Source organism: Ruegeria sp. CJ3 (assembly GCF_056536725.1).
Map to the genome: position 1 here is coordinate 553,684 of NZ_JBQFQE010000001.1, position 23,401 is coordinate 577,084.

Annotated in this window: 23 protein-coding genes; 10 read left to right on the forward strand and 13 right to left on the reverse strand. The window is 59.9% G+C overall.

Annotated features, from left to right (window positions below):
* Positions 1–4 precede the first annotated feature (4 nt).
* The 7 genes from pstA to ACR0J1_RS02795 form a co-directional block, all read right to left on the reverse strand.
* Positions 5–1,354, reverse strand: a complete 1,350-nt coding sequence (gene pstA, locus ACR0J1_RS02765) for a phosphate ABC transporter permease PstA (RefSeq protein WP_480729588.1) — start codon at positions 1,352–1,354, stop codon at positions 5–7.
* Positions 1,351–2,823 (reverse strand): phosphate ABC transporter permease subunit PstC, encoded by a 1,473-nt coding sequence (pstC, locus tag ACR0J1_RS02770; protein ID WP_480729587.1) that lies wholly within the window; start codon positions 2,821–2,823, stop codon positions 1,351–1,353. The genes pstA and pstC overlap by 4 nt, the downstream gene beginning before the upstream one ends.
* Positions 2,824–2,904: 81 nt before the next feature.
* Entirely contained in the window at positions 2,905–3,945 is a 1,041-nt protein-coding gene (locus ACR0J1_RS02775; RefSeq protein WP_480729585.1) for a substrate-binding domain-containing protein, read from the reverse strand.
* A 178-nt stretch (positions 3,946–4,123) separates the two neighbouring features.
* The gene (locus ACR0J1_RS02780) at positions 4,124–5,155 is read right to left on the reverse strand and encodes a sensor histidine kinase (RefSeq protein WP_480729584.1); all 1,032 of its coding nucleotides are present in this window, start codon (positions 5,153–5,155) and stop codon (positions 4,124–4,126) included.
* 6 nt (positions 5,156–5,161) lie between these two features.
* The gene (locus ACR0J1_RS02785; protein ID WP_480729582.1) at positions 5,162–5,683 is read right to left on the reverse strand and encodes a gamma carbonic anhydrase family protein; all 522 of its coding nucleotides are present in this window, start codon (positions 5,681–5,683) and stop codon (positions 5,162–5,164) included.
* Positions 5,680–6,321: a guanylate kinase gene (gene gmk / locus ACR0J1_RS02790; RefSeq protein ID WP_480729580.1), complete on the reverse strand. Its 642-nt coding sequence runs from the start codon at positions 6,319–6,321 to the stop codon at positions 5,680–5,682. The genes ACR0J1_RS02785 and gmk overlap by 4 nt, the downstream gene beginning before the upstream one ends.
* Before the next feature lie 15 nt (positions 6,322–6,336).
* The gene (locus ACR0J1_RS02795) at positions 6,337–7,227 is read right to left on the reverse strand and encodes a YicC/YloC family endoribonuclease (protein ID WP_480729579.1); all 891 of its coding nucleotides are present in this window, start codon (positions 7,225–7,227) and stop codon (positions 6,337–6,339) included.
* Positions 7,228–7,513: 286 nt separating this feature from the next.
* On the opposite strand from ACR0J1_RS02795, the gene ACR0J1_RS02800 reads away from it, so the two are divergent.
* A complete protein-coding gene (locus tag ACR0J1_RS02800) occupies positions 7,514–8,134 on the forward strand; it encodes a PAS domain-containing protein (protein WP_480729577.1) in 621 nt (206 codons plus the stop codon).
* Between the two features lie 55 nt (positions 8,135–8,189).
* Here the strand turns inward: ACR0J1_RS02800 and ACR0J1_RS02805 are convergent, their stop codons facing one another.
* A complete protein-coding gene (locus ACR0J1_RS02805) occupies positions 8,190–9,560 on the reverse strand; it encodes a class II 3-deoxy-7-phosphoheptulonate synthase (protein ID WP_480729576.1) in 1,371 nt (456 codons plus the stop codon).
* Positions 9,561–9,729: 169 nt separating this feature from the next.
* Here ACR0J1_RS02805 and ACR0J1_RS02810 point away from each other — a divergent pair, with 169 nt between their 5' ends.
* Positions 9,730–10,734, forward strand: coding sequence for a GlxA family transcriptional regulator (locus ACR0J1_RS02810; RefSeq protein WP_480729574.1), 1,005 nt, complete (start codon positions 9,730–9,732; stop codon positions 10,732–10,734).
* Here ACR0J1_RS02810 and ACR0J1_RS02815 read toward each other — a convergent pair.
* On the reverse strand, positions 10,731–11,825 hold the full coding sequence (locus ACR0J1_RS02815; RefSeq protein ID WP_480729572.1) for a PQQ-dependent sugar dehydrogenase: 1,095 nt from the start codon (positions 11,823–11,825) through the stop codon (positions 10,731–10,733). The two genes, ACR0J1_RS02810 and ACR0J1_RS02815, sit on opposite strands and share 4 nt — an antisense overlap.
* A gap of 172 nt (positions 11,826–11,997) precedes the next feature.
* Here ACR0J1_RS02815 and ACR0J1_RS02820 point away from each other — a divergent pair, with 172 nt between their 5' ends.
* The 7 genes from ACR0J1_RS02820 to ACR0J1_RS02850 all read left to right on the forward strand — a co-directional run bounded on the left by ACR0J1_RS02820 (position 11,998) and on the right by ACR0J1_RS02850 (position 18,130).
* Positions 11,998–13,179, forward strand: coding sequence for an ABC transporter substrate-binding protein (locus ACR0J1_RS02820; protein ID WP_480729571.1), 1,182 nt, complete (start codon positions 11,998–12,000; stop codon positions 13,177–13,179).
* A 127-nt stretch (positions 13,180–13,306) separates the two neighbouring features.
* On the forward strand, positions 13,307–14,095 hold the full coding sequence (locus tag ACR0J1_RS02825) for an ABC transporter ATP-binding protein (RefSeq protein WP_480729570.1): 789 nt from the start codon (positions 13,307–13,309) through the stop codon (positions 14,093–14,095).
* On the forward strand, positions 14,092–14,922 hold the full coding sequence (locus ACR0J1_RS02830; protein ID WP_480729569.1) for an ABC transporter ATP-binding protein: 831 nt from the start codon (positions 14,092–14,094) through the stop codon (positions 14,920–14,922). The genes ACR0J1_RS02825 and ACR0J1_RS02830 overlap by 4 nt, the downstream gene beginning before the upstream one ends.
* 2 nt (positions 14,923–14,924) lie before the next feature.
* Positions 14,925–15,368: a hypothetical protein gene (locus tag ACR0J1_RS02835; RefSeq protein ID WP_480729568.1), complete on the forward strand. Its 444-nt coding sequence runs from the start codon at positions 14,925–14,927 to the stop codon at positions 15,366–15,368.
* Positions 15,368–16,378, forward strand: a complete 1,011-nt coding sequence (locus ACR0J1_RS02840) for a branched-chain amino acid ABC transporter permease (protein WP_480729567.1) — start codon at positions 15,368–15,370, stop codon at positions 16,376–16,378. The genes ACR0J1_RS02835 and ACR0J1_RS02840 overlap by 1 nt, the downstream gene beginning before the upstream one ends.
* Positions 16,375–17,688, forward strand: coding sequence for a branched-chain amino acid ABC transporter permease (locus tag ACR0J1_RS02845; RefSeq protein WP_480729565.1), 1,314 nt, complete (start codon positions 16,375–16,377; stop codon positions 17,686–17,688). The genes ACR0J1_RS02840 and ACR0J1_RS02845 overlap by 4 nt, the downstream gene beginning before the upstream one ends.
* Before the next feature lie 229 nt (positions 17,689–17,917).
* On the forward strand, positions 17,918–18,130 hold the full coding sequence (locus ACR0J1_RS02850; RefSeq protein WP_480729563.1) for a hypothetical protein: 213 nt from the start codon (positions 17,918–17,920) through the stop codon (positions 18,128–18,130).
* A gap of 37 nt (positions 18,131–18,167) precedes the next feature.
* On the opposite strand, the gene ACR0J1_RS02855 is transcribed toward ACR0J1_RS02850, so the two are convergent.
* Entirely contained in the window at positions 18,168–19,715 is a 1,548-nt protein-coding gene (locus tag ACR0J1_RS02855) for a helicase HerA-like domain-containing protein (RefSeq protein ID WP_480729562.1), read from the reverse strand.
* A gap of 449 nt (positions 19,716–20,164) precedes the next feature.
* Here ACR0J1_RS02855 and ACR0J1_RS02860 point away from each other — a divergent pair, with 449 nt between their 5' ends.
* Entirely contained in the window at positions 20,165–20,746 is a 582-nt protein-coding gene (locus ACR0J1_RS02860; protein WP_480729561.1) for an invasion associated locus B family protein, read from the forward strand.
* Between the two features lie 55 nt (positions 20,747–20,801).
* On the opposite strand, the gene ACR0J1_RS02865 is transcribed toward ACR0J1_RS02860, so the two are convergent.
* From ACR0J1_RS02865 to lpxD, 3 genes are read right to left on the reverse strand one after another with little or no spacing between them, the layout of a single operon-like run.
* Positions 20,802–22,010 carry a beta-ketoacyl-[acyl-carrier-protein] synthase family protein gene (locus ACR0J1_RS02865; RefSeq protein WP_480729559.1) on the reverse strand — a complete coding sequence of 403 codons (1,209 nt, stop codon included), beginning with the start codon at positions 22,008–22,010 and terminating at the stop codon, positions 20,802–20,804.
* A gap of 9 nt (positions 22,011–22,019) precedes the next feature.
* Complete coding sequence (locus ACR0J1_RS02870; protein ID WP_480529173.1) at positions 22,020–22,277, reverse strand: acyl carrier protein; 258 nt, start codon at positions 22,275–22,277, stop codon at positions 22,020–22,022.
* Positions 22,278–22,309: 32 nt separating this feature from the next.
* Positions 22,310–23,401: a UDP-3-O-(3-hydroxymyristoyl)glucosamine N-acyltransferase gene (gene lpxD / locus ACR0J1_RS02875; protein ID WP_480729558.1), complete on the reverse strand. Its 1,092-nt coding sequence runs from the start codon at positions 23,399–23,401 to the stop codon at positions 22,310–22,312.

Sequence of the window (23,401 nt, forward strand, 5' to 3'; positions counted from 1 at the left end):
CCATTTACCAGCGGCGTTCAAAGCGGCGGCGTAGGATGACCGCGATGGTGTTCATTGTCACGAGGAAGATCAACAGGATGATGATCCCTCCCCATGCGCGTTCGTAAAAGGCCGGGTCGGCGCGTTTGGACCATTCATAGATCTGCGCGGGCATGGCCGAGTTGGGCGACAGGAACCCCGCAACGATCCCGTCCGGCGGGTTCGACGCAATAAAGCCCACCATCCCGATCAGCAGCAGCGGCGCGGTTTCCCCCAGCGCCTGCGCCAGACCGATGATCGTGCCGGTCAGGATACCGGGTGCGGCGAGCGGCAGAACATGGTGGAACACCGCCTGCATTTTCGAGGCCCCTACCCCAAGTGCGGCATCCCGGATCGACGGCGGAACCGCTTTCAGCGACGCGCGGGTCGAGATGATGATCGTCGGCAGCGTCATCAGCGTCAGCACCAGACCACCCACCAGAGGTGCCGACGTGGGCAGATGCATGTAGTTGATGAACACGGCGAGGCCCAGAATACCGAACACGATGGATGGCACGGCGGCCAGGTTCGAGATATTCACCTCGATGATGTCGGTCAGCCGGTTCTGCGGCGCGAATTCCTCGAGATAGATCGATGCGGCCACGCCAATCGGAAGCGCCAGCGCCAGAACCACCAGCATCATGAACAGCGAGCCCAGCATGGATACACCTATCCCCGCAGCCTCGGGGCGTTGGTCAGAGGCGTCGGCGCCGAAGATGAAATCGGGATTAAAGGCTTTGTACAGCACACCCGCGTCGCGCAGTTGATCCACGACATCCAGTTGCGCAACCGAGATGCTTTTGTCATTTGCAATAGAGTCGCGCGTCACACGGCCTTTCATATAGCCATCGACGCGGCTGTTCGTCAGAAAGCGGAAGCTGACCGTCTTGCCGATCTCATCGGGATTGGCGATGACATAGTTCCGCAGATCAGCTTGCGCGGCCTTGGACAGGATTTTGCCCAGATCCTTGGGCTTCAGATCCGTCTGGATGCCCAGTTTCTGAACTTCGTTTTCCAGCGCTGACGCAATCAACGGCGCATAGCCGAAGGTTGAGACTTTCTTGATATCTTCGATATCGCGGTTGCCCTTCTTGTCCAGCTTGTCGGCTTTCAGTTCGACATCCAGCTCAACAAAGCTCTGCTGGAAGGCACCAGTTCCGGCGGTCACGATGTTGGTCACCAGAACGACAAGCATCACCAGACCGACGCCAATGGCTGCGATGCCGTACATCTTGAATCGGCTTTCGGCCGCGTTGCGTCGCTTGGTGCGTGCGTCCTGTTCGAACAGCGATCCGCCCTTGGGTTTTGCAGCGGGCGTTTGGGACAAATCGGTCATTCGTACTGCTCCCGGTATTTGCGTACGATATAGAGGGCGAAGATGTTCAGCCCCAGTGTGATCACGAACAGGGTCAGACCCAGCGCAAAGGCGACAAGCGTCTCGGGGCTGGCAAAGTCAGTGTCGCCGGTCAACTGGCTGACAATCCGGGTTGTGATCGTCGTCATCGCCTCGAACGGGTTACCCGAGAACTTGGCGATCGCTCCGGCGGCCATCACAACGATCATCGTCTCGCCGATGGCGCGGCTGGCAGCGAGCAGGATCGCGCCAACGATCCCGGGTAGCGCGGCGGGCAGAACCACCTGACGGACGGTTTCCGAATGCGTCGCCCCCAATCCCAGCGAGCCATCACGCATCGATTGTGGCACCGCGTTGATGATGTCATCGGACAGCGACGACACAAACGGAATCAGCATGATCCCCATTACCAACCCGGCGGTAAGAACTGCGTTGGAACTGGCCATCCAGCCTACTCCCAGCGTGCCGCCATCGCCGAACAACGAGACAAGCGCCGGGCCGACCGTCAGCAGGGCAAACAGACCATAAACGATCGTCGGGATACCGGCGAGGATTTCCAGCAGGGGTTTGGCGACCGAGCGGGTCGTGCCCGAGGCATATTCGGACAAGTAGATCGCTGCAAACAGGCCAATCGGCACCGCAACCAGCAGCGCGATCACCGAGATATACAACGTGCCCCACAGCAACGGCAGGATCGACAGCTCCGACCCACCGCGAAAGTTCGGGGCCCAGGTGCTGCCGAAGAAGAAATCTTTCCACGAATGCAGCTGGAAGAAGTTCAGTGTTTCAAAGAACATCGACAGGACGATGCCGATGGTGGTCAGAATGGCAATCGACGCGGCCAGCAGCAGCAGCGCCAGCACGCCCTGCTCGACCACATTGCGGGCGCGGAATTCCTTGTGCGTCCGCACATAGGCAAACGCAGCCCCGATCAGAGCCACCAGCAGCACTAGAATTTGCATGGTGACAGTCCCGGTTGCCGACATGCTGCGATATTTTTGCGCCGCCAGCAGGATGGGCTTTGTGATGTCCTGTGTCAGAACCTGACCGGCATCTTTCAACTGTTGGGTCAACGCTTCAATATCGGCCTCTGAATCGCGCGCCTGCGCCTCGGTTAGGACACCTGCAGCGACGGCACCGTCCAGCCCATCGGCCACGCGGCGTACCTCGCTCAGCACCAGCCCGCGATCCGATCCTTCGGCAATGGCCTGATCCGGGATCATCCCCGAGACCGTGTTGTTCACGATCATCGGTTGCGCCAACAGCCAGACGATCAGCACGGCAAGGGCGGGAACCAGCGCGGTCAGCGCAACGTTATAGCCGTAGTATGACGGCAGCGAGTGCAGATCGCGCGCATCCCCTCCGGCACTGGCCAGCGCCCGCGACCGTCCGGTGAAATAACCAATCGCTGCCAGGGCAAGCAGGATGAGCAGTAGCCAGGATAATGACATGAGGGCCCCATTTGGGATGGCGATGACAGAGTCAAAAGAACCGGGGCGCATAGAACGCCCCGGTTCGACGAGCAAGGGTGTTTAGGAGCCGCCGCCCAGAACGGTTTCGTTCGCAACAGCTTCCTGAACCTTGACCAGTTCAGGATCCGAGACCAGACCATATTCGGCCAGCGGGCCATCGGGGCCTGCGATCTCGTCCGCGACGAAGAACTCGGCATATTCTTTCAGGCCGGGGATCACGCCGATATGTGCTTTCTTGACGTAGAAGAACAGCGGGCGCGAAACCGGATATTCACCGGTCGCAATCGACTCGGTCGAAGGAACGACGTCTGACATGGTCGCAACCTGCAACTTGTCGGTGTTGTTCTCGTAGAAGGCCAGACCAAAGACGCCAATGCCGTCCTTGTTGCTGTCGATACGGGCCAGAGTTTCGGTGTAGTCGCCGTCGATATCGACCGATACGCCGTCGGTGCGCAGGGCGATACAGGCTTTCTCGGCCGCTTTCTTGTCGTCGCCGTTGGCGGCTTTGTAGACATCGAAATCGCCCAGATGCTCACACCCGGCCAGGATCACCTTGTCTTCGAACACTTCGCGGGTGCCGTGTTTGGTACCCGGGATGAAGGCCGCGATCGGTTGCGCCGGGAAAGCGGGGTTCACGTCGGCCCAGGTTTTGTTTGGGTTGTCGACCAGTTCACCGTCCACGACGATCTGGGCGGACAGGGCCTTGTACCAATCTTCCGGCGTGAACTCGAAAGAGTTACCGTTGATGTCGGAGGCGAACACGATGCCGTCATAACCGATCTGGACTTCGATGATGTCAGTCACACCGGCATCAGCACAGGCTTTGATCTCTTTTTCGCGGATCTTGCGCGACGCGTTGGCCACGTCGATGGTGTTTTCGCCAACGCCTTCACAGAAACGCTTGAGGCCAGCCGACGAGCCGCCCGATTCCACGACCGGTGTCGGGAAATCAAAGTTTTCACCGAAGGCTTCGGCCACAATCGAAGCATACGGCAGAACGGTCGAAGAACCAGCGACTTGCACCTGATCGCGCGCGGCGGCTGCGGTTGCGGATACGGCAGCGATTGCAAGCGCAGAGGCCGACAGTTTTACAAAGGACATCTCAGTCTCCTTGAGAGAATTTGCGTTGATCACCCCCATGGTGATCCTGGGCGCACCCCTATGAGTCGCGCGTAAGTCTTTTGTGACAGCCATGTAACAGTTTCATGACAACTAACGAATTTCTCAGAAACTCTTAACTTGACCCCGCGTCAGGCTGTGGGGTGGAGCGACATCGCGTTCAGCGCGGCAGGATCACGGTGAAGGTCGCGCCCTGCCCCAGCTCGCTTTCGACCCGCAAGCGGCCCCGATGGCGATTCACGATATGCTTGACGATGGCCAGCCCCAACCCGGTTCCGCCCAGCTCGCGCGAGCGGTGGCTATCCGCGCGATAGAACCGCTCGGTCAGTCTGGGCAGATGCTTGGCGTCGATGCCGGGCCCCTGGTCGACGATCCTGATCCGAACGGCGGGGCCTCGCATGGCTGCGTCCCGCTCGTGTAAGGCCACCACCACATCGACACGGCCACCGCTGCCGCCATATTTGATCGCGTTTTCGACAAGGTTGGTAAAGACCTGACGCAACTGATCGCTGTCACCGACCATCTCAACCGGATCGTCCTGCACGTCGAGCGCCAGTTCCACGTTGGCATCGTCGGCCAGCGGCCTGAGGGTGTTTAATGTCGACCGAAGCAGGCCGGTCAATTCGATGGGTTCCTTTGGTCTGACCCGTTCGTCGGTCTCGACACGGTTCAGCGACAGAAGATCGCCGACAAGCCGGTTCATCCGGTTGGCCTCGTCCGCCATGATCTGCAGAAACCGCTCGCGCGCGGCGGTGTCATCGCGGGCAGGGCCACGCAAGGTCTCGATGAATCCCATCAGCGCGGTCAGCGGCGTGCGCAATTCGTGACTGACATTGGCCACGAAATCGCGGCGCATCTGGCTTGCCTGCTCCAGATGGGTGACGTCTTGAAACACCGCCAACACCGCACCTGCGCTGCTCATGTACCGGCATTGGACCTCAAAGGTCGTATCCTGCGCGCCGTCATTGGACAGGTGCCGCGCCGTCCGAGCATCGCCCGTTTGCAAGCATTGTTCGATTGCCTCGATCACCTGCGGTTGCCGCAGGATGGTGGCGAAATGCCGACCTTCGATCATGGGGCCCAGCAGGGTTCGCGCTTCGGTATTCGCGGCGGTAATCCGTTCGGACTGATCCACCAGCAGTGCGGGCATCGGGATGGCTGCTACAAGCTCGGCGAAAGAGGTTTCGGTCATGCGATCTCAGACCGGACGCAGCTTTTCGCGGAACTTTCGCATATTGTCCTGATAATGCAGCGCGCTGAGGGTCAGGCGGTTGGCGGTATCCTCATCCACCTGCCGAACCACTTTGCCGGGCGATCCCATGACCAGCGAATTGTCGGGGATTTCCTTATTCTCGGTGATCAGCGCCCCTGCCCCGATCAGACAGTTCTTACCGATCTTGGCGCCGTTCAGAACAATCGCCCCCATCCCGATCAGAGAGTTGTCTCCGATCGTGCAGCCATGCAGCATCACCTTATGCCCGATGGTGCAATTGGCACCGATGGTCAGCGGATATCCGGCGTCGATATGCATCACGCAATTTTCCTGCACATTACTGCCCGCGCCCACGCGAATCTCTTCGTGATCGGCGCGGATCGTGCAGCCGAACCAGACCGAGGCCCCCTGCTCGACCACAACCTGTCCGATCAGGTTGGCATCCGGCGCGATCCATGTGTCTTCGTGGATTTGCGGCCGGTGTTCGCCCAAGGCGTAGATCGTCATGACTGCCCCTCGAATTCCGTCTGTAGAGTGCGGATGTGGTTTTGCAGACGCGGCTGCTGGATGCGGCGCATCCGCTCGGCAGCGACGATGGTTTTCAGCTTTTCCTCGGTCGCGTCCAGATCATCGTTGATCAGGACATAGTCATAATAGCCCCAGTGGCTGATCTCGTCCCAGCTTTTCAGCATCCGCTTGGCGATTACCTCTTCACTGTCCTGACCCCGGCTTTCCAGCCTGCGCCGCAGTTCGGGGATCGAGGGCGGCAGGATGAAGATCGACAGCGCGTGCTTGCCCAAATCCGAGTTCCGAATCTGCACCTCGCCCTGCCAGTCGACGTCGAACAGCACATCACGGCCCTTATTGATCGACTCGCGAACCGGCTCGGCGGGCGAGCCGTAGAAATTGCCGAAGACGTGGGCGTGTTCCAGCATCTGGCCGTCGGCCACTTGCTGTTTGAACGCGTCCTCGGACAGGAAATAATACTCCCGACCGTGCTCCTCGCCCGGGCGCGGCGCGCGGGTGGTGGCCGAGATCGAGAACTCCAGATCGCTGTCCCACTGCATCAAGCGGCGTGCCAGCGTGGATTTGCCCGCGCCTGATGGCGAGGACAGGATGACCAATAGACCCCGGCGATCTGCCATGTGTTTCCCCCGTTCCTATTCCACGTTCTGAACTTGTTCGCGCATCTGATCGATCACCGCCTTCAACTCAAGCCCAACAGCCGTCAGCTCTGCATTCTGTGATTTGGAACAGAGCGTATTGGCCTCGCGGTTGAACTCCTGCATCAGGAAATCCAGTTTGCGCCCCACCGGGCCATCCTGTTCCAGAAGCGTGCGCGCTGCAGTGACATGCGCGGCCAGCCGATCAATTTCTTCGGTGATGTCGGCCTTGACCGCGATCAGCGCCAGTTCCTGCGCGACGCGGTCCGCATCCACACCCTGCGCATTGTCTACGACGCGCGCCAGATTGTCCTTGAGCGATTGCGCCATCTCGGCCCGCCGCTGCTCGGCCAGATCAGCCGCTGTCTCGGTCAGTTGTGCAATCTGATCCAGTTGGCCGTCCAGAATCCCGGCCAGCGCCTGACCTTCGGCCTTTCGCATGTCAAGGAAAGCGGCCAGCAGACCGCCGAACTCGGACTTCAGTTGCGCGACCAATGGCCCGGGATCGTCATCTTCGCTGCCGGCCTCAAGCATACCCTTCAGGGCCAGCAGATCACTGGCTCTTGACCCGGCCAGTTCGATGCCTCGCTTACCCGCCATAGCCTCGGTCTGAGTAAGCGCATCCAGAGCGGCCTCCATCGCGGTTATGTTCAGCTTGATGTCAGCGGTGCTCTCATCCCGGCTCAGCCGCAGCGACAGCGTGACATTGCCTCGACTGACCTGTTTCGACAGATCGCCGCGCAACGCAGCCTCAAGCCCGGTCAGCCAGTCCGGCACGCGCAGCCGCATGTCCAGTCCCTTGCCGTTCACGCTGCGCAGTTCCCAGCTCCAGCTATGAGGGCCAAACGCCCCCTTGCCTGAGGCGAAACCGGTCATGGATCTGATCATGCCTGCCCTTTCCATCAAAACCGCTCGCCGCACCTAATGCCATTGGGCGGCGGGGGGCAAGACCTTGCTCATTGTCTGGAGAATTCTCAGAAGTTAACCATTCGTTAAAGAATTGCTCCAAAATTGTATTAACCCATGCCAATTTAACAGTCGGAAACGCTGGCGGATTTCAGATTTGCCCATTAGACGGCATTTTATGAAAATCGCGGCCGATTGACGGTAGGGTGATGATATGAAAAGTTTTTTCGGGACCGGCTCTGGCTCAGAATTTGGAAAGATCGTCGCAATGGACCGATTTGACAGCGGGCGCAGCCTGTCCCCTATCCGTCAGGCCGAAGCCTATTGGACCGCGCTTTTGACCGGCGACGACGTGCCCCTGCGGTCGCAGGTTGATCCGCGCGGTTTGGAAAATGTGCTGGAATATACCTTCATCCTTGAAAGCATCGCGCCCGGGCTGGCGCGGTTTCGGCTGGCCGGAAGCCATCTGAACAAGCTGGCGGGGATGGAAGTGCGCGGGATGCCCGTCACCGCCTTTTTCGAACCGGATGCGCGGGACGAGATCAAATCGCTGCTGGACCGGGTCCTGACGGCGCCCGCAGTGGCCGAACTTGGACTGACCTCGAAAGGTAAGCTGGGGCGTGCCAATCTGCAGGCCCGCATGATCCTGCTGCCGCTGAAAAGTGATCTTGGGGATGTCAGCCGGGTTCTGGGTGTGATGGTCAGTGATGGCACCATCGGTGCCACACCGCGCCGGTTTACGGTCGCCGACCAAAGGGTGCGCGAGGTGTCAGACCTGCAGGAACCGCCGAAGCCCGCCCGGCAAGAGGTCGCGGGGTTCGCCGAAAGCCCGAGCGGGTTCGACGGCCCGCCACCCCATCTGAGATTGGTGTCCTCACGCGACGACTAAAGAAAAACGGCGGGCCTTAGACCCGCCGTTTCCTTTGTTTTCCAGATGCGGAAAATCAGCTTGCGGCCCGCTTGTTCCGGTCGTTGCGCAGATTGGTGAGTTCTTCAGCAACAAGAAACGCCAGTTCCAACGCCTGCGATGCGTTCAGGCGCGGGTCACAGGCTGTGTGGTAGCGGTCTGACAGGTTCTCTTCCGTCACCGCCCGCACGCCGCCGGTGCATTCGGTCACGTCCAGACCGGTCATCTCGAAATGGACGCCGCCGGGGATGGTACCTTCAGCCTGATGCACGCCAAAGAAGTCGCGCACCTCTCGCAGCACGGATTCAAAGGGCCGGGTCTTGTAGCCGGTGGCCGACTTGATCGTGTTGCCATGCATCGGGTCGCAGACCCATGTCACTTTGGCCCCTTCTTCCTTGACCGCCTTGATCAGACGCGGCAGGTGCTCTGCCGCTTTGCCTGCTCCGAACCGTGCGATCAGGGTCATGCGGCCCTCTTCATTGTCGGGGTTCAGTTTGGACATAAGAACCTTGAGGTCCTCGGCGCTGGTGGTCGGGCCACATTTCATGCCGATCGGGTTCAGAACGCCGCGCGCGAATTCCACATGCGCACCGTCGGGTTGACGGGTCCGGTCGCCGATCCAGATCATGTGCCCGGAACCCGCCAGCCAGTTGCCCGAAGTCGAATCCAGCCGGGTCAGTGCCTCTTCGTATTCCAGCAGCAGGCTTTCGTGGCTGGTGTAGAACTCGACGGTCGAGAACTCATGGGTGGTGTCCGCGGTGATCCCGGCGGCCCCCATGAAATCAATCGTGTCCTGAATCCGGTCGGCGATTTCCGAGTATTTCCGGACATCCTGCCCGCCCGCAAAACCCAGCGTCCAGGAATGCACCTGGCTCATATCCGCGAAACCACCTGTCGAGAATGCGCGCAACAGGTTCAGCGTCGCGGCGGCCTGAGTATAGGCCTGCAGCATCTTGCTCGGGTTGGGAATGCGCGCCTCGGGCGTGAAGGCCAGTTCGTTGATGATATCGCCGCGATAGCTGGGCAGTTCCACGCCATCAATCACTTCGGTCGGAGCGCTGCGCGGTTTGGCGAATTGGCCCGCCATGCGGCCAACCTTGACCACGGGCACCTTGGCACCAAAGGTCAGAACCATCGCCATCTGCAACATCACCTTGAACGTGTCGCGGATCGCATCGGCGCTGAATTGTTCAAAGCTTTCGGCGCAATCGCCGCCCTGCAGCAGGAACGCCTCGCCACGACCGGCGGCCCCCAGATGCTGTTTGAGCCGGCGCGCTTCGCCCGCAAAAACCAGCGGGGGATACTGCGAAAGCTGCGCCTCGACTTTGGCCAGCGCGGCCGCGTCGGTATAGTCTGGCATCTGAACCCGGGGCTTGTTGCGCCAGTTCGTTTTTTGCCATTCGGTCATAGCTTGGATCTCCGCTGAGGTATTTCAGGTGGTCTCTATACAAAAAGCATTAATGAGAGACCATATCCCATTTGCGCCTCTTGACGCCGTAAACAAGCTTTGAGCATGGTGACCAGAATACCCGCCGCTGGGGAAATCCCGGCGTGCACCGAATCAAGGACACATCGCCATGCAAGAGCAACGCCAAGTTGTCACAGTGGAAAACGACACAGCCAAGCCGAATAACTTCGTCTTTGTCTTGCTGGACAAGTTCTCGCTGCTGTCTTTCGCCTCGGCGCTCGACAGCCTGCGCATCGCCAACCGCATGGCCAACCGCGACCTTTATACGTGGACGTTGGCCGGCGAAGGCGGGGAAATGGTTCATTGTTCGGCAGGAACCACGTTCAAGCTTGACGCGGATCTATCCGAGTTGCAGCGCGACGAAGTGATCATGATCTGCGGCGGTGTCGACGTTCAGGCCGCGACCACGAAACGAGTGTTGAACTGGCTGCGGCGTGAGGCCCGCAAAGGTCTTAAGATCGGCGGCCTGTGTACCGCAGCCTATACACTGGCTAAGGCAGGGCTGCTTGAAGGCAAGCGCGCTACGATCCACTGGGAAAACTCGGACAGTTTCGCCGAAGAATTCGATACGGTCGAACTGACGAAATCCGTGTTTCAGGTGGATGGGAATCGGATGACCACGGCCGGCGGCACCTCGTCCATCGACCTGATGCTCAAGCTGATTGCCGATGACTATGGCGAGGATCTGGCCAATGCGGTCGCAGATCAGATGATCTATTCCTCGATCCGCACCGATCAGGACACGCAACGCCTGTCGACGCCCACCCGCATCGGGGTCAGGCACCCCAAGCTGAGCCAGGTCATTCTGATGATGGAGAAAAACATCGAGGAACCGATCTCACCATCGGTTCTGGCCAAGGATGTGGGCATGTCGACCCGACAGTTGGAACGCCTGTTCCGCCGCTACCTCAGCCGTTCGCCAAAGCGGTATTACATGGAACTGCGCCTCCACAAGGCGCGCAACCTGCTGATGCAGACCGACATGAGTGTCATCAACGTGGCGCTGGCCTGCGGTTTTGCGTCGCCCAGCCATTTCTCGAAATGCTACCGGGCGCACTACAACACCACGCCCTATCGCGAGCGTGGTGCGCAAGGTGGGCGGTTGTCGGTCTAGCCGGGCGTCATCTTGTAAACCGCCCCCTGCCCGACCGAGATGAACCAGATCGACCCGTCCGGGGCCTCGACGATGTCGCGGACGCGTTCGGTCTCGGGGCCTTTGATCTGTTCTGCCTCGCGCAGCGGCGATCCGGCGAGCCGGGCGATGTAGTCGAATTTCAGAGAGCCGACGAAGACGTCGCCCTTCCACTGGGGCCACAGCTTGCCGGAATAGACCATCAGCCCCGAAGGCGCGATGGACGGGTCCCAGTAATGCGCAGGCTGCTCCATGCCGGGTTTCGAGGTCCCCTCGCCGATCTTCTGGCCGGAATAATGCGTGCCGTAGGAAATCACCGGCCAGCCATAGTTCGCGCCGGGCTTGATCAGATTGACCTCATCGCCGCCACGGGCCCCATGTTCCGACACCCAAAGCTGCCCCTGCAGGTCAAGCCCCGCGCCCTGCGGGTTGCGGTGGCCATAGGACCAGATTTCGGGCCGGATGGCCGCGTCGCCGATAAACGGGTTATCCCCGGGAACCGAGCCGTCCCGGTTGATCCGGATGACCGTTCCCATGTGATTCGAGCGGTCCTGAGCCGATGGCCGATCACCCCGATCGCCTATCGTGACAAACAGCGTTCCATCATCGGCCTCCACCACGCGCGAGCCAAAGTGCCGCCCGGTTGAACCACCCGGAACCGCTTCGAAGATCACTCGCAGATCGCTTAGGCGGTCGGCACCTTGGGCCAGACGCGCGACGGCGACGGCTGTTCCCGCACCGCCGCTTTGCGGTTTGGCGAAGGTCAGGAAAATCTCTCGGCTTTGCTGAAAATCCCGCGCGATCGTAACATCCAGCAATCCGCCCTGCCCGTTCGCCTGAACTTTGGGGGTGCCCTTGATCTTCTTGGCCCCGCTGTCATCGACAAGCAAAAGCGCGCCGTCACGTTCGGTCACGACAAAGCTGCCATCCGGCAATACTCCGACCGCCCACGGCGTATCCAAGCCGCTGACCATCTGGGTCACCCGCACCGGTCCGGAAGATGTCTGTAACACATCCGCCAGGGCCGTTGCGGACCAGAATGACACAATGAGAATCGCCAGTGTTCTGAGCATGTCCAACCTCCCACCCCGGGTCACGATGACCCGACAGGGGCCAACCCTATCAGAATAAATAGAATTGCTTCGTGCAAAAACACGTTTGCGTTAGGACTTTTCTTTTTCGAATAGCTTGCCTAGGGTCATGCCCAGAACGAAGACGTTCATAAAATAAACAGGGAGTAACCATATGAAAAAGCTGCTGACTGCTACTGCAGCCACCGCCTTGCTGGCGGGCACAGCAATGGCCGAAGATGTGAAGCTGGGCGTGCTGTTCGGCTTCACCGGCCCGATTGAATCACTGGCACCTGCGATGGGTTCGGGTGCCGAGATGGCGATGGCCGAGGTCACCGAATCCGGCAAGCTGCTGGATGGCGCGTCTGTCACCGGAACCCGCGCCGACACGGGCTGTATCGACAACGGTCTGGCCACCTCGAACGGTGAGCGCATGATCGCGGATGGCGTTGCCGGCATCGTCGGCGGAGATTGCTCGGGCGTCACCGGTGCGATCCTGCAGAACGTCGCGATCCCGAACGGCATGGTGATGATTTCACCGTCGGCCACCTCGCCCGGCCTGTCGACCATGGAAGACAACGGCCTGTTCTTCCGCACCGCCCCGTCGGATGCGCGCGAAGGTCAGGTAATGGCAGACATCCTGAACGATCGTGGCATCAGCTCGATTGCTCTGACCTACACCAACAACGACTACGGCAAGGGCCTGGCAGACGCGATCCAGTCCTCGTTTGAAGCAGCGGGCGGTGAAGTGACCATCGTCGCAGCGCACGAAGACGGGAAGGCTGACTATTCGGCTGAAGTCGGCGCATTGGCTTCGGCCGGTGGCGATATTCTGGTTGTCGCAGGCTATTTGGACCAAGGCGGTCTGGGCATCATCCAGTCGGCACTGGACAGCGGCGCGTTTGACACCTTCGGCCTGCCCGGCGGCATGATCGGTGACTCGCTGCCCAACAATGTGGGCCCCGATCTGAACGGCTCGTTCGGTCAGATCGCCGGTTCGGGTGGTGAAGGTGCCGAGAAGTATTTCGCCATGGCCGAAGCTGCCGGTTTCGACGGTTCGTCGCCCTACTCGCCGGAAAGCTATGACGCCGCTGCGCTGTTCATGCTGGCGATGCAGGCCGCAGGGTCGACCAGCCCGGCAGAGTATGGCGCCAAGATCATGGACGTCGCCAACGCTCCGGGTGAAAAGATCTATCCGGGCGAGCTGGCCAAAGGTCTGGAACTGCTCGCTGCAGGTCAGGACATCGACTATGTCGGCGCATCGGGTGTTGAGCTGATCGGCCCCGGCGAAAGCGCGGGTTCGTATCGTGAGATCGAGGTCACCGACGGCGAGAACAAGACCGTCAACTTCCGGTGATCCACGGCAAGACGTCATAAGAACAAACAGCCCGGGCCTTGTGTCCGGGCTGTTTCAATGAGAGAAGGCCGCACCCTTCATACAGGGATGGGACAACAACGCCGACAAACGGCGGCTAGGGGAAAAGATGATCGTCGTCGAAGACGTGCACAAGCATTTCGGCGGGTTTCATGCGGTGGACGGGGCATCGCTGGAAATCCAAAAGGGCTCGATCACCGGTCTGATCGGACCGAACGGGGCCGGAAAAACCACTCTGTTCAACGTGATTGCGGGCGTTCTGCCGCCGACCAGCGGCAAGGTTTTGATGGATGGTGAGGACATCACCGGCCTGCCCCCGCATGAGCTGTTTCACAAGGGCCTGCTGCGCACCTTCCAGATCGCGCATGAGTTCTCCTCGATGTCGTGTCGCGAGAACCTGATGATGGTGCCCGGCGCACAATCTGGTGAATCGCTGTGGAATACGTGGTTCGGACGCAAGCGTATCGCGGATGAGGAACGCGCGTTGAGGGCTAAGGCCGACGAGGTGCTGGAATTCCTGACCATCGAACATCTGGCCGATCACAAGGCCGGTCAGGTCTCGGGCGGGCAAAAGAAACTGCTGGAGCTAGGCCGCACGATGATGGTGGATGCCAAAATCGTGTTTCTGGACGAGGTCGGCGCGGGCGTAAACCGCACCCTGTTGATGACCATCGCGGACACCATCCTGCGCCTGAACAAGGAACGCGGCTATACTTTCGTGGTCATCGAGCATGACATGGATTTCATCGGCAAAATCTGCGACCCGGTCATCTGCATGGCCGAGGGTAAGGTGCTGGCTGAAGGCACTCTGGACGAGATCAAGGCCAATGAGCACGTGATCGAGGCCTATCTGGGCACCGGCCTCAAGAACAAAGACAAGCTGGAGGCCGACGCGTGAGCGACAATCCTTATCAGGACGACAAAGGCAACAAGGACGCCTCGATCACCAACACGGCCGGTATCGGCACTATGACCCCGGCCCGCCGCACCAGCGGCGAGACGCATTATGTCGGCGGGGGGCCCTTCCTGATCGGCGACACGATGACCGGCGGCTATGGCAAGGGGCCGGACATCCTGCACGATTGCACCATCGCCGTCGACAAGGGCGAGATCGCCGTCATCGTTGGCCCCAACGGCGCGGGTAAATCAACCGCGATGAAAGCCGTATTCGGAATGCTCGACGTCCGCTCAGGCGCGGTACGGCTGGATGGTGAGGATATCACCGCGCTCACCCCGCAGGATCGCGTGATGCGCGGGATGGGCTTTGTGCCGCAGACCTCGAACATCTTTACCTCGATGACGGTGGAAGAGAACCTTGAGATGGGTGCCTTTATCCGCCGCGATGATTTCTCGGATACGATGGAGCAGGTCTATGACCTCTTCCCCATCCTGCGCGACAAGCGCAACCAAGCCGCCGGAGAGCTATCAGGCGGTCAACGCCAACAGGTCGCCGTGGGCCGTGCGCTGATGACCCAACCGAAGGTGCTGATGCTGGACGAGCCGACCGCCGGTGTCTCGCCCATCGTGATGGATGAGCTGTTCGACCGGATCATCGAGGTTTCCCGCACCGGGTTGCCGATCCTGATGGTCGAACAGAACGCCCGTCAGGCTCTGGAGATCGCGGATAAGGGATATGTGCTGGTTCAGGGGCGCAACGCCTATACCGGCACGGGCAAGGAACTGCTGGCCGATCCCGAAGTGCGCAAGAGCTTCTTGGGGGGGTGAGGATGTTCAAGTTCGTATGGCTCTTTTTGACCGCGCTGTTCGCACCATCAGCTATATACGCAGTTACTGCGGCTGGACCTCAACCATACCACTGCTTTGTCTCGGCAGTTTGCGACGGTGAAGGTAATTGCTTGACCCCTTCAGGCGTTCCGACGAAATTTCTTGCTGTTCGAGTGCCCAGCTTTCACGGCGACTCATACCTTTTTGAAGGATATGGGGGAGACGCAACAAAGGCTTTGCTCTTTGACGACGTTAGTAAGGCGAAATCTCACATAGCAGCCATTAACGCCGACGCTGCAATTGATGCTGTTGCAATTCCTCGTAAGGACATTGCAGACGGTATCGGCTTTATCGTTCACGAAGTTTCCTTGCACACAAACACGCGTGAACTCTCCAGCAACGCCACATTAATTCGTTGCAGTTCACTATCCGACGGGTTGTATTAATGGACTTCCTCAACGCCCTAGTGGCGCTCTCCAACTTCGTCCTAGTTCCCGCAATCGCCTATGGAAGCCAGTTGGCGCTGGGCGCTCTGGGGGTGACGCTGATTTACGGCATCCTGCGGTTCTCGAACTTTGCCCATGGCGATACGATGGCCTTTGGCGCGATGATCGCCGTGCTGGTCACGTGGGGCCTGCAAGCGGCAGGGGTCAGTTTCGGGCCGCTGCCGACCGCTCTGCTGGCCCTGCCTTTTGCTATCTTGGGCTGTATCGTTCTGGTGCTGATCACCGACCGGCTGGTCTATAGGTTCTACCGGGAACAAAAGGCCAAACCGGTCATTCTGGTGATTGTGTCGATGGGTGTGATGTTCATCATGAACGGCCTCGTGCGGTTCATCATCGGGCCGGATGATCAACGGTTCTCGGACGGCGCGCGGTTCATCATTTCGGCGCGGGATTTCAAGGCGATGACCGGGCTGCGTGAGGGGCTGGCGATCAAGACCTCTCAGGGCATTACCGTGATTGTGGCCGTCGTTGCTGTGGTGCTGCTGTTCTGGTTCCTGAACAAAACGCGCACCGGCAAGTCGATGCGGGCCTATTCGGACAATGAGGATCTGGCGCTGCTGTCGGGCATCAATCCCGAGCGTGTGGTGATGATCACATGGATAATTGTCGCCGCGCTGGCTACGACCGCCGGCGTGCTCTATGGCCTCGACAAAAGCTTCAAACCCTTCGTCTATTTCCAGCTTCTACTACCGATCTTCGCCTCTGCTATCGTAGGCGGCCTTGGCAATCCGATTGGAGCCATTGCGGGCGGGTTCATCATCGCGTTTTCCGAGGTCACGATCACTTATGCTTGGAAAAAGGTGCTGATCTATCTGGCACCCGAAAGCCTTGAGCCATCTGGCTTGGTTCAGTTCTTGTCCACCGACTACAAATTCGCCGTCAGCTTTGTGATCCTGCTGATCGTGCTGCTGTTCAAGCCCACGGGCCTGTTCAAGGGGAAAGTGATATGAGCGAGCCCGTCAGAAATACGCTGCTTTTCGTCGTCGTCGGCGGGCTGATCTTGTTGACCGGTTTCACGCAAAGCTGGAATGCCGCGATCCTGATCCTGAACATGGGGCTGATCTCGGCTATCATGTCGATCGGGGTGAACCTGCAATGGGGCTTTGCGGGCCTGTTCAACGTCGGCGTCATGGGCTTTGTCGCGCTTGGCGGACTGGCGGTTGTTCTGGTCTCGACCCCGCCAACACCTGGAGCTTGGTCGGCGGGCGGCTATGGCGTCGTGCTGGCCCTGCTGCTGGGGGCTGCAACGGTTGTTGCGGCGGTGATGGTGGCGCAGAAGATGCCCAAAGGGCGCGTGCAGACCCTGGCGATCATCGGCATCCTCGTCGTCGGGTTCTTTGTCTACCGCGCGATCTTTGATCCCAGCATCGCGGCGATCGAGGAAATCGATCCCGCCATCGCAGGCAATATCGGCGGCCTGAACCTGCCCGTTCTGCTGGCATGGCCTGCCGGAGGTCTACTGGCCGCCGGGGCCGCGTGGCTGATCGGCAAAACCGCGTTGGGTTTGCGCTCGGATTATCTCGCGATTGCCACGCTGGGAATTGCAGAGATCATCATCGCCATCATGAAGAACGAAGACTGGCTGGCCCGCGGGGTCAAGAATGTCTACGGCATTCCGCGCCCCTCGCCCGTGGTCGGTTATGAAGTCGAATTGCAGCAAGACCCATCCTTCCTCGCCCGTGCGGAATGGTTCGGGATTGATCCGGTTACGGCCTCGACGCTGTCGGTCAAGCTGGGCTATTCGCTGCTGTTCCTGATCGTGCTGCTTCTGCTGCTGTGGATGGCGCAGATGGCACTGAAAAGCCCATGGGGCCGCATGATGCGCGCCATTCGCGACAATGAAGTCGCGGCCGAGGCGATGGGCAAGGATGTCACCCGCCGCCACTTGCAGATCTTCGTTCTGGGCTCGGCCATTTGCGGCATAGCAGGCGCGATGATGACCACGCTGGACGGGCAGCTGACGCCGGGCACTTACAACCCACTGCGCTTTACCTTCCTCGTCTGGGTGATGGTGATCGTCGGTGGATCGGGCAACAATTTCGGAGCCGTCCTGGGTGCGTTCCTGATCTGGTTCCTGTGGGTTCAGGTCGAACCAATTGGGTTGTGGATGATGAACCTGATCACGTCCGGGATGCCCGACGGCAGCGCGCTCAAGACACATCTGATCGACAGCGCGGCCCATATGCGGCTGTTTACCATGGGCCTGATTCTGCTGATTGTTCTCAGATTCAGCCCAAGGGGCCTGATCCCCGAGAAATAGGCTAAAACTCGGGAAAAATTCCCCTGCCGCGCCGTAAATCGGCGCGGTTTATTGTCGGTGGGTTCGGAACCGTCTAAACCCGGGTACCGCGATTCACCACATCGCAACCGTGCAGCTATACAAGACAGGCGTGGCGCGGCGTTTTATCGATCGGCCAGTTTATCAGGATGAGAGCATCGTAATCGCAATGAAGAAACCACTCAGATTTTTTGCAGTCGCAGTTCCGCTGATGGTCACGCTCAGCGCGTGTGTCCCGTCGCCCGAAGACCTTGAGACCACACCGGTCAAGGTCCAGACACCCAAGGGCGTGGTGACCTGTCAGCTTTACCGGCATGACCGTGTGACGTGGGATCGTGCAATCGACTTCCCGGCGACCAAGATGTCCGTGCCTGAGGCTGACAATTACTGCCGTCAGGAAGGCCAGCGCCGCCTGAAACGCTGATAGCTTTGGCACCCTTTGAAGGGTGCCGGCAATCCGTTTAGCGGTTGCGGAACAGGCCACCCAGAATGCCGCGCACGATGCGACGGCCGGTTGTGCCTTTAAGTTCTTTGATAACAGCCTCGCTCATCGCGGTGGCAAAGGTATCCTTCTTGCGTGTCACGTGGGACGATGAACGCCCGACGCGGCTGCCAGAATATCTACGGGCCGAGGCGTATTCGCGTTCCATCGGGCTTTGCTGTTCCAGCATGTCGTCCGATTCAGCCTCGGCTGCAGCCTGCGCGGCTGCGTTCGCCCGTGCCTGCAATATCTCGAATGCTGATTTCCGATCGACCCGCGTGCCGTATTTGGCCTGCATCGCCGAGGCATCCATCACCGATTTCCGCTGCGCATCCGTGATCGGTCCAAGCTGAGAGCCTGGAGGCCGGATCAACGTCCGCTCGACTATACCCGGCACCCCCTTCTTCTGCAGCATGGATGTAACCGCCTCGCCCACGCCGACCTCACGGATGGCGGTTTCGGTGTTGAAGGCGGGGTTTTCACGATAGGTCTCGGCAGCCATGCGCAGGTTTTTGCGGTCGCGTGCGGTAAAGGCCCGCAGGGCGTGTTGCACGCGATTGCCCAGCTGGCCGAGGATGTCTTCGGGAATATCCGCCGGGTTCTGGGTGATGAAGTAGACACCAACCCCTTTCGAGCGGATCAGCCGCGCCACCTGTTCGACCTTGTCCACCAGAACTTTGGGCGCGTCTTCGAACAGCAAATGCGCCTCGTCGAAGAAGAAAACCAGCTTGGGTTTTTCGGGATCGCCGACCTCGGGCAGTTCCTCGAACAGCTCGCTCAGCAGCCACAACAGGAAGGTTGCATAGAGGCGTGGCGCGCCCATCAGCTTGTCCGAGGCAAGGATGTTTACCATCCCCTGCCCGGCCTCATCGGTTCGCATCAGGTCCGACAGTTCCAACGCCGGTTCACCGAAAAGGTTCGTACCGCCCTGATTCTCGAGCACCAGCAAGCGCCGCTGAATCGCGCCGATCGAGGCGGTCGAAACATTGCCATAGCGCAGCGACAGCTGCGCGCGGTTCTCGCCGATCCACACCAGCAGGGCTTGCAGGTCCTTGAGGTCCAGCAGCGGCATCCCCTCTTCATCGGCCACCCGGAAGGCGATGTTCAGGATACCTTCCTGCGCCTCGCTGAGCTCCAGCAGACGCGACAGCAAGAGCGGCCCCATCTCGGTTACGGTGGTGCGCACGGGATGGCCCTGTTCGCCGAACAGGTCCCAGAAAGTCACCGGACACGCCGCGTATGAGAATGTATCGAACCCGATCCGGGTCGCTCGGTCCTGAAACGCCTGATGGAGTTTGTGATCGGCGCTGCCTGCCTTCGCAAGCCCGGACAGATCACCTTTGACATCGGACAGAAAGACCGGAACACCGGCCTGCGAAAACCCTTCGGCCAGTATCTGCAGGGTTACGGTTTTGCCCGTGCCGGTCGCGCCGGCGATCAGGCCATGGCGGTTTGCGTATTTCAGCGACAGCCCCTGCGGCTCGCCATAGTCTTCCCCGCCACCGCCGATGAATATCTTGTTGTCCATTGAAAACCCGTCCCAAATTCTACCGATCTGCTGCCAGCATACAAAGTTAACCTTTGCCTGCGAGACTAAATCTTGTCTCTTTTCGGTGCAGCCGGAAGGGGCAAACTTCCTCCCTGTTGACTGGCCGTGCCTTCGGGCACGGCTCTTTTTAGGATTATGGCGAAAATCCGGGTTCAATGGATCACTTTCTGCCGGTTAGGAGTTGACCCCCGGGTTCCCCTTTCGTAACGTCTGCGCATAACTAAGTCGGCCAGTCCGACGGGGAGAAAAAATTCACGAAGGGAGCCGCTCCACCGGCTCCCTTTGCTTATTGGGGGTGACCGTATTCTCTGCGCCAGTATTGGGCGGAATTTCGTTCAATTTCCCGCCTGATGACCGGTTTGACCCTGACACCGTCGATTTGCGATGATAGAGGGAACAAAAAGCTGGATCAGCAAGATGAGGCATTCATGATCAGGAAACTTGTCCCCCTCACCGTGGTGGCGGCCGCCGCCTTGTGCGGTGCCGTTTATGCGCAAGAGGCCGAACAGACCCCCGAGGCCGGAACCGGCCTGGATCTGGGCCAGGCAGGCCCGCGCGTTGGTGAACAGTACATCAAGGAAGAAACCGGTGACTGGAACATCTCGTGCATCAAATCCAACGGGGATGAAGATCCCTGCGCGATGGTTCAGATTCTAAACAACCAGCAGGGTGATCCAATTGCCGAGATTTCCATTGGCAAGCTGCCGGAAGGTGGCGCAGCCGTGGCCTGGGCGAATGTGGTGGTTCCGCTGGAAACGCTGCTGCAGGCGCAGCTTGCCGTTTCGGTCGATGGTGCGCCACGCAAACTGTATAACTATCACCACTGTGTTCCCGTCGGTTGTGTCGCCCAGCTGGGGCTGACGCAAGGGGATATCGATGCGATGAAGTCGGGCTCAAAGGCGGTTATGTCGATTGTGCCGGCACGTGTGCCCGACCAGATCCTGAACATGGAAATGTCGCTGAGCGGTTTCACCTCGGCGTTTGACGGGCTCAAGGTTTCCGTGAACTAAGATAGCTTACAATGAAGATCAAAGCCGCCGCGTCCGCCCGGCGGCTTTGTTGTTTTCAGACCCGTTTCAGCGCCAGCACCGCGTTCAGCCCGCCAAAGGCAAACGCGTTACTCAGCACCACGTCCACCTTGGCCTCACGCGCCGTGTTGGGCACAACGTCCAGCGCGCATTCGGGGTCGGGTTCTTCATAGCCGATGGTGGGCGCGATCACCCCGTCACGCAGGGCCATGATGCAGGCCAGCAACTCGACCGCGCCGGTGCCGCCAATCAGATGGCCGTGCATCGACTTGGTGGACGAGATCATAAGCTCATCCGCATGTGGGCCAAAGACATCCGCGACTGCGGCGCATTCTGTCTTGTCGTTGGCTGCCGTGCCGGTCCCGTGTGCGTTGATATAGCCCACATCGCTGGCGTTCAGCCGGGCGTCCTTCAAAGCGCCAGCCATCGCGCGAGACGCCCCCTGCTTGCTCGGCATCACGATATCTGCGGCATCCGACGACATCGCGAAGCCCACAACCTCGCACAGGATATCGGCACCGCGCGCGCGTGCGTGTTCGTATTCCTCGAAGACGAAGATACCGGCACCTTCACCCTGCACCATGCCATTGCGGTTGGCGCTGAATGGACGACAGGCGTCCTTCGACATGACCCGCAGCCCTTCCCACGCCTTGACGCCGCCGAAGCACAGCATGGATTCCGAACCACCGGTGACCATCGCAGGCGCGGCCCCGCTGCGTACCAGCTGGAACGCCTGCGCCATCGCGTGGTTGGAGGACGCGCAGGCGGTCGATACCGTAAAGCTGGGGCCTTTGAGGTTATGCTCCATCGAGACATGGCTGGCCGCCGCGTTGTTCATCAGCTTTGGCACGACAAACGGGTGTACGCGGTTTTTGCCGTCCTCATAGACCGAGCGATAATTGTCGTCCCAGGTCGACACGCCGCCGCCCGCTGTGCCCAGAACGACGCCCGAACGTGCAGCCGTATCGCCCGAAAACACGATACCCGACTGCTCGACGGCTTCTTTCGCTGCGGTCAGAGTGAATTGGGTAAACCGATCGTACAGTGTCATCTGCTGGCGATTAAACCGGCCCTCGGCCTCGAACCCGCGCACCTGACCGCCGATCTTGATCGACAGGCGGTCGACGTCCCGAAATTCAAGGTCAGAAATCCCGCAACGGCCTTCGCGCATTGCGTCCAGCGTATCGGGCACCGAGTGACCCAGCGAGTTGATGGTGCCCGCACCCGTAATGACAACGCGTTTCATAACCCGCCGTCAGACCTTTTCCGCCACAAGCTTTTCGATACCCGCGATGATCGCTGCGACATTGGTAATGTCGAAATCGCTCGCCGTTGGCTCGTTGGCATTGAAGGGTACGGTGATGTCGAATTCTTCTTCGATGGCAAATATGCTCTCGACCAGACCTAGGCTGTCGATGCCCAGATCTTCGAGCGTGCTGTCGGGCGTCACATCCGAAGGCTCCAGCACGGCCTGCTCGGCAATGATTGCAATGACGCGGTCGCTGATGCTCATGTCGATCCCCTGATTTTCGCGTTGGGGATGATTTAATCGCTCGGGGGCTGTTTGAAAACAGCCTTTTTCAACGCCTCGACGTCACGAGCTATGCGGGGTAGACGGCGTTGCGACTTATATATCTCGGTGTGGCTTTCCATCTTGATGCCGGGATAGCCCATGATCACCCGGCCAGCGGGTACATTCGACAAGATCTTGGTGCCACCGCCAGAAATGACGCCGTCACCGATGAAGATGTTGTCGACCACACCGGTCTGCCCGCCAAGGACGACATTGTTGCCAATTTCGACCGAGCCCGACACGCCGGTCAGCCCGCACAACAGGCAATCCTGCCCAACACGGGTGTTGTGGCCCACATGCACAAGGTTATCCAGTTTGGATCCGCTGCCGATCACGGTATTGCGGATGGTACCATTGTCGACGGTACAGTTCGACCCAACCTCAACGTCATCACCGATCTCAACCGCGCCCAACGAGTGGATGCGCAGCCAGCTTTGCGCCTTGGCATCTCCCTGATCACCCAGCGTTTTGCGGGCGTTTTCCGCACCCGAAATCTCGGGTGTGACATAGCTGAACCCGTCACCGCCGATACGAGCACCGGGCTGAGCGGTAAAGCGGTCTCCGATCTGGGCCCGCGCACCGATGCTGACCATTTCGCGCAGCAGAGCATTTTCGCCCAGCACCACGTCCATGCCGACCACGCAGTGCGCCCCAATCACCGAACGCGCGCCGATCCGGGCCCGTGCACCGATGACGGCCAGCGGGCCGATGGACACATCAGCGCCGATTTCGGCGGTCGGGTCAACGACTGCCGAGGGGTGAATCCCCGACTCAATCCCCTGCCCGCGGTCCAACATCGCGGTGATCCCGGCCATGGCCATCCGTGGACGCTGCACGAAGATCGCGGCCTCAAGCCCCAGCGCCCGCCAATCGGCCCCGTCCCACAGAACTGCAGCCCGCGCACCCCCGCCGGTCAGCGCTTCGGCGTATTTCGGAGACATCGCCATCGCCAGATCGGTCGGTCCGGCATCGCCCGGCTCGGCGGCGCGCAGGATGGTCAGGCCGGTTTGACCGGCGGCCTCGGCCCCGATGGCTTCGGCGATTTGCTCAACGGTGAATTGCAT

Bases quoted from the DNA above. Each gene is read 5' to 3' on its own strand.
- ACR0J1_RS02865 (WP_480729559.1), bottom strand. From the start codon at position 22,010: ATGAAACGCGTTGTCATTACGGGTGCGGGCACCATCAACTCGCTGGGT.
- pstA (WP_480729588.1), bottom strand. From the start codon at position 1,354: ATGACCGATTTGTCCCAAACGCCCGCTGCAAAACCCAAGGGCGGATCG.
- ACR0J1_RS02820 (WP_480729571.1), top strand. From the start codon at position 11,998: ATGAAAAAGCTGCTGACTGCTACTGCAGCCACCGCCTTGCTGGCGGGC.
- ACR0J1_RS02795 (WP_480729579.1), bottom strand. From the start codon at position 7,227: ATGATCAGATCCATGACCGGTTTCGCCTCAGGCAAGGGGGCGTTTGGC.
- pstC (WP_480729587.1), bottom strand. From the start codon at position 2,823: ATGTCATTATCCTGGCTACTGCTCATCCTGCTTGCCCTGGCAGCGATT.
- ACR0J1_RS02840 (WP_480729567.1), top strand. From the start codon at position 15,368: ATGGACTTCCTCAACGCCCTAGTGGCGCTCTCCAACTTCGTCCTAGTT.
- gmk (WP_480729580.1), bottom strand. From the start codon at position 6,321: ATGGCAGATCGCCGGGGTCTATTGGTCATCCTGTCCTCGCCATCAGGC.
- ACR0J1_RS02780 (WP_480729584.1), bottom strand. From the start codon at position 5,155: ATGACCGAAACCTCTTTCGCCGAGCTTGTAGCAGCCATCCCGATGCCC.
- ACR0J1_RS02870 (WP_480529173.1), bottom strand. From the start codon at position 22,277: ATGAGCATCAGCGACCGCGTCATTGCAATCATTGCCGAGCAGGCCGTG.
- ACR0J1_RS02815 (WP_480729572.1), bottom strand. From the start codon at position 11,825: ATGCTCAGAACACTGGCGATTCTCATTGTGTCATTCTGGTCCGCAACG.
- ACR0J1_RS02775 (WP_480729585.1), bottom strand. From the start codon at position 3,945: ATGTCCTTTGTAAAACTGTCGGCCTCTGCGCTTGCAATCGCTGCCGTA.
- ACR0J1_RS02845 (WP_480729565.1), top strand. From the start codon at position 16,375: ATGAGCGAGCCCGTCAGAAATACGCTGCTTTTCGTCGTCGTCGGCGGG.
- ACR0J1_RS02800 (WP_480729577.1), top strand. From the start codon at position 7,514: ATGGACCGATTTGACAGCGGGCGCAGCCTGTCCCCTATCCGTCAGGCC.
- ACR0J1_RS02835 (WP_480729568.1), top strand. From the start codon at position 14,925: ATGTTCAAGTTCGTATGGCTCTTTTTGACCGCGCTGTTCGCACCATCA.
- ACR0J1_RS02855 (WP_480729562.1), bottom strand. From the start codon at position 19,715: ATGGACAACAAGATATTCATCGGCGGTGGCGGGGAAGACTATGGCGAG.
- ACR0J1_RS02810 (WP_480729574.1), top strand. From the start codon at position 9,730: ATGCAAGAGCAACGCCAAGTTGTCACAGTGGAAAACGACACAGCCAAG.
- ACR0J1_RS02805 (WP_480729576.1), bottom strand. From the start codon at position 9,560: ATGACCGAATGGCAAAAAACGAACTGGCGCAACAAGCCCCGGGTTCAG.
- ACR0J1_RS02860 (WP_480729561.1), top strand. From the start codon at position 20,165: ATGATCAGGAAACTTGTCCCCCTCACCGTGGTGGCGGCCGCCGCCTTG.
- ACR0J1_RS02825 (WP_480729570.1), top strand. From the start codon at position 13,307: ATGATCGTCGTCGAAGACGTGCACAAGCATTTCGGCGGGTTTCATGCG.
- ACR0J1_RS02785 (WP_480729582.1), bottom strand. From the start codon at position 5,683: ATGACGATCTACGCCTTGGGCGAACACCGGCCGCAAATCCACGAAGAC.
- ACR0J1_RS02850 (WP_480729563.1), top strand. From the start codon at position 17,918: ATGGTCACGCTCAGCGCGTGTGTCCCGTCGCCCGAAGACCTTGAGACC.
- lpxD (WP_480729558.1), bottom strand. From the start codon at position 23,401: ATGCAATTCACCGTTGAGCAAATCGCCGAAGCCATCGGGGCCGAGGCC.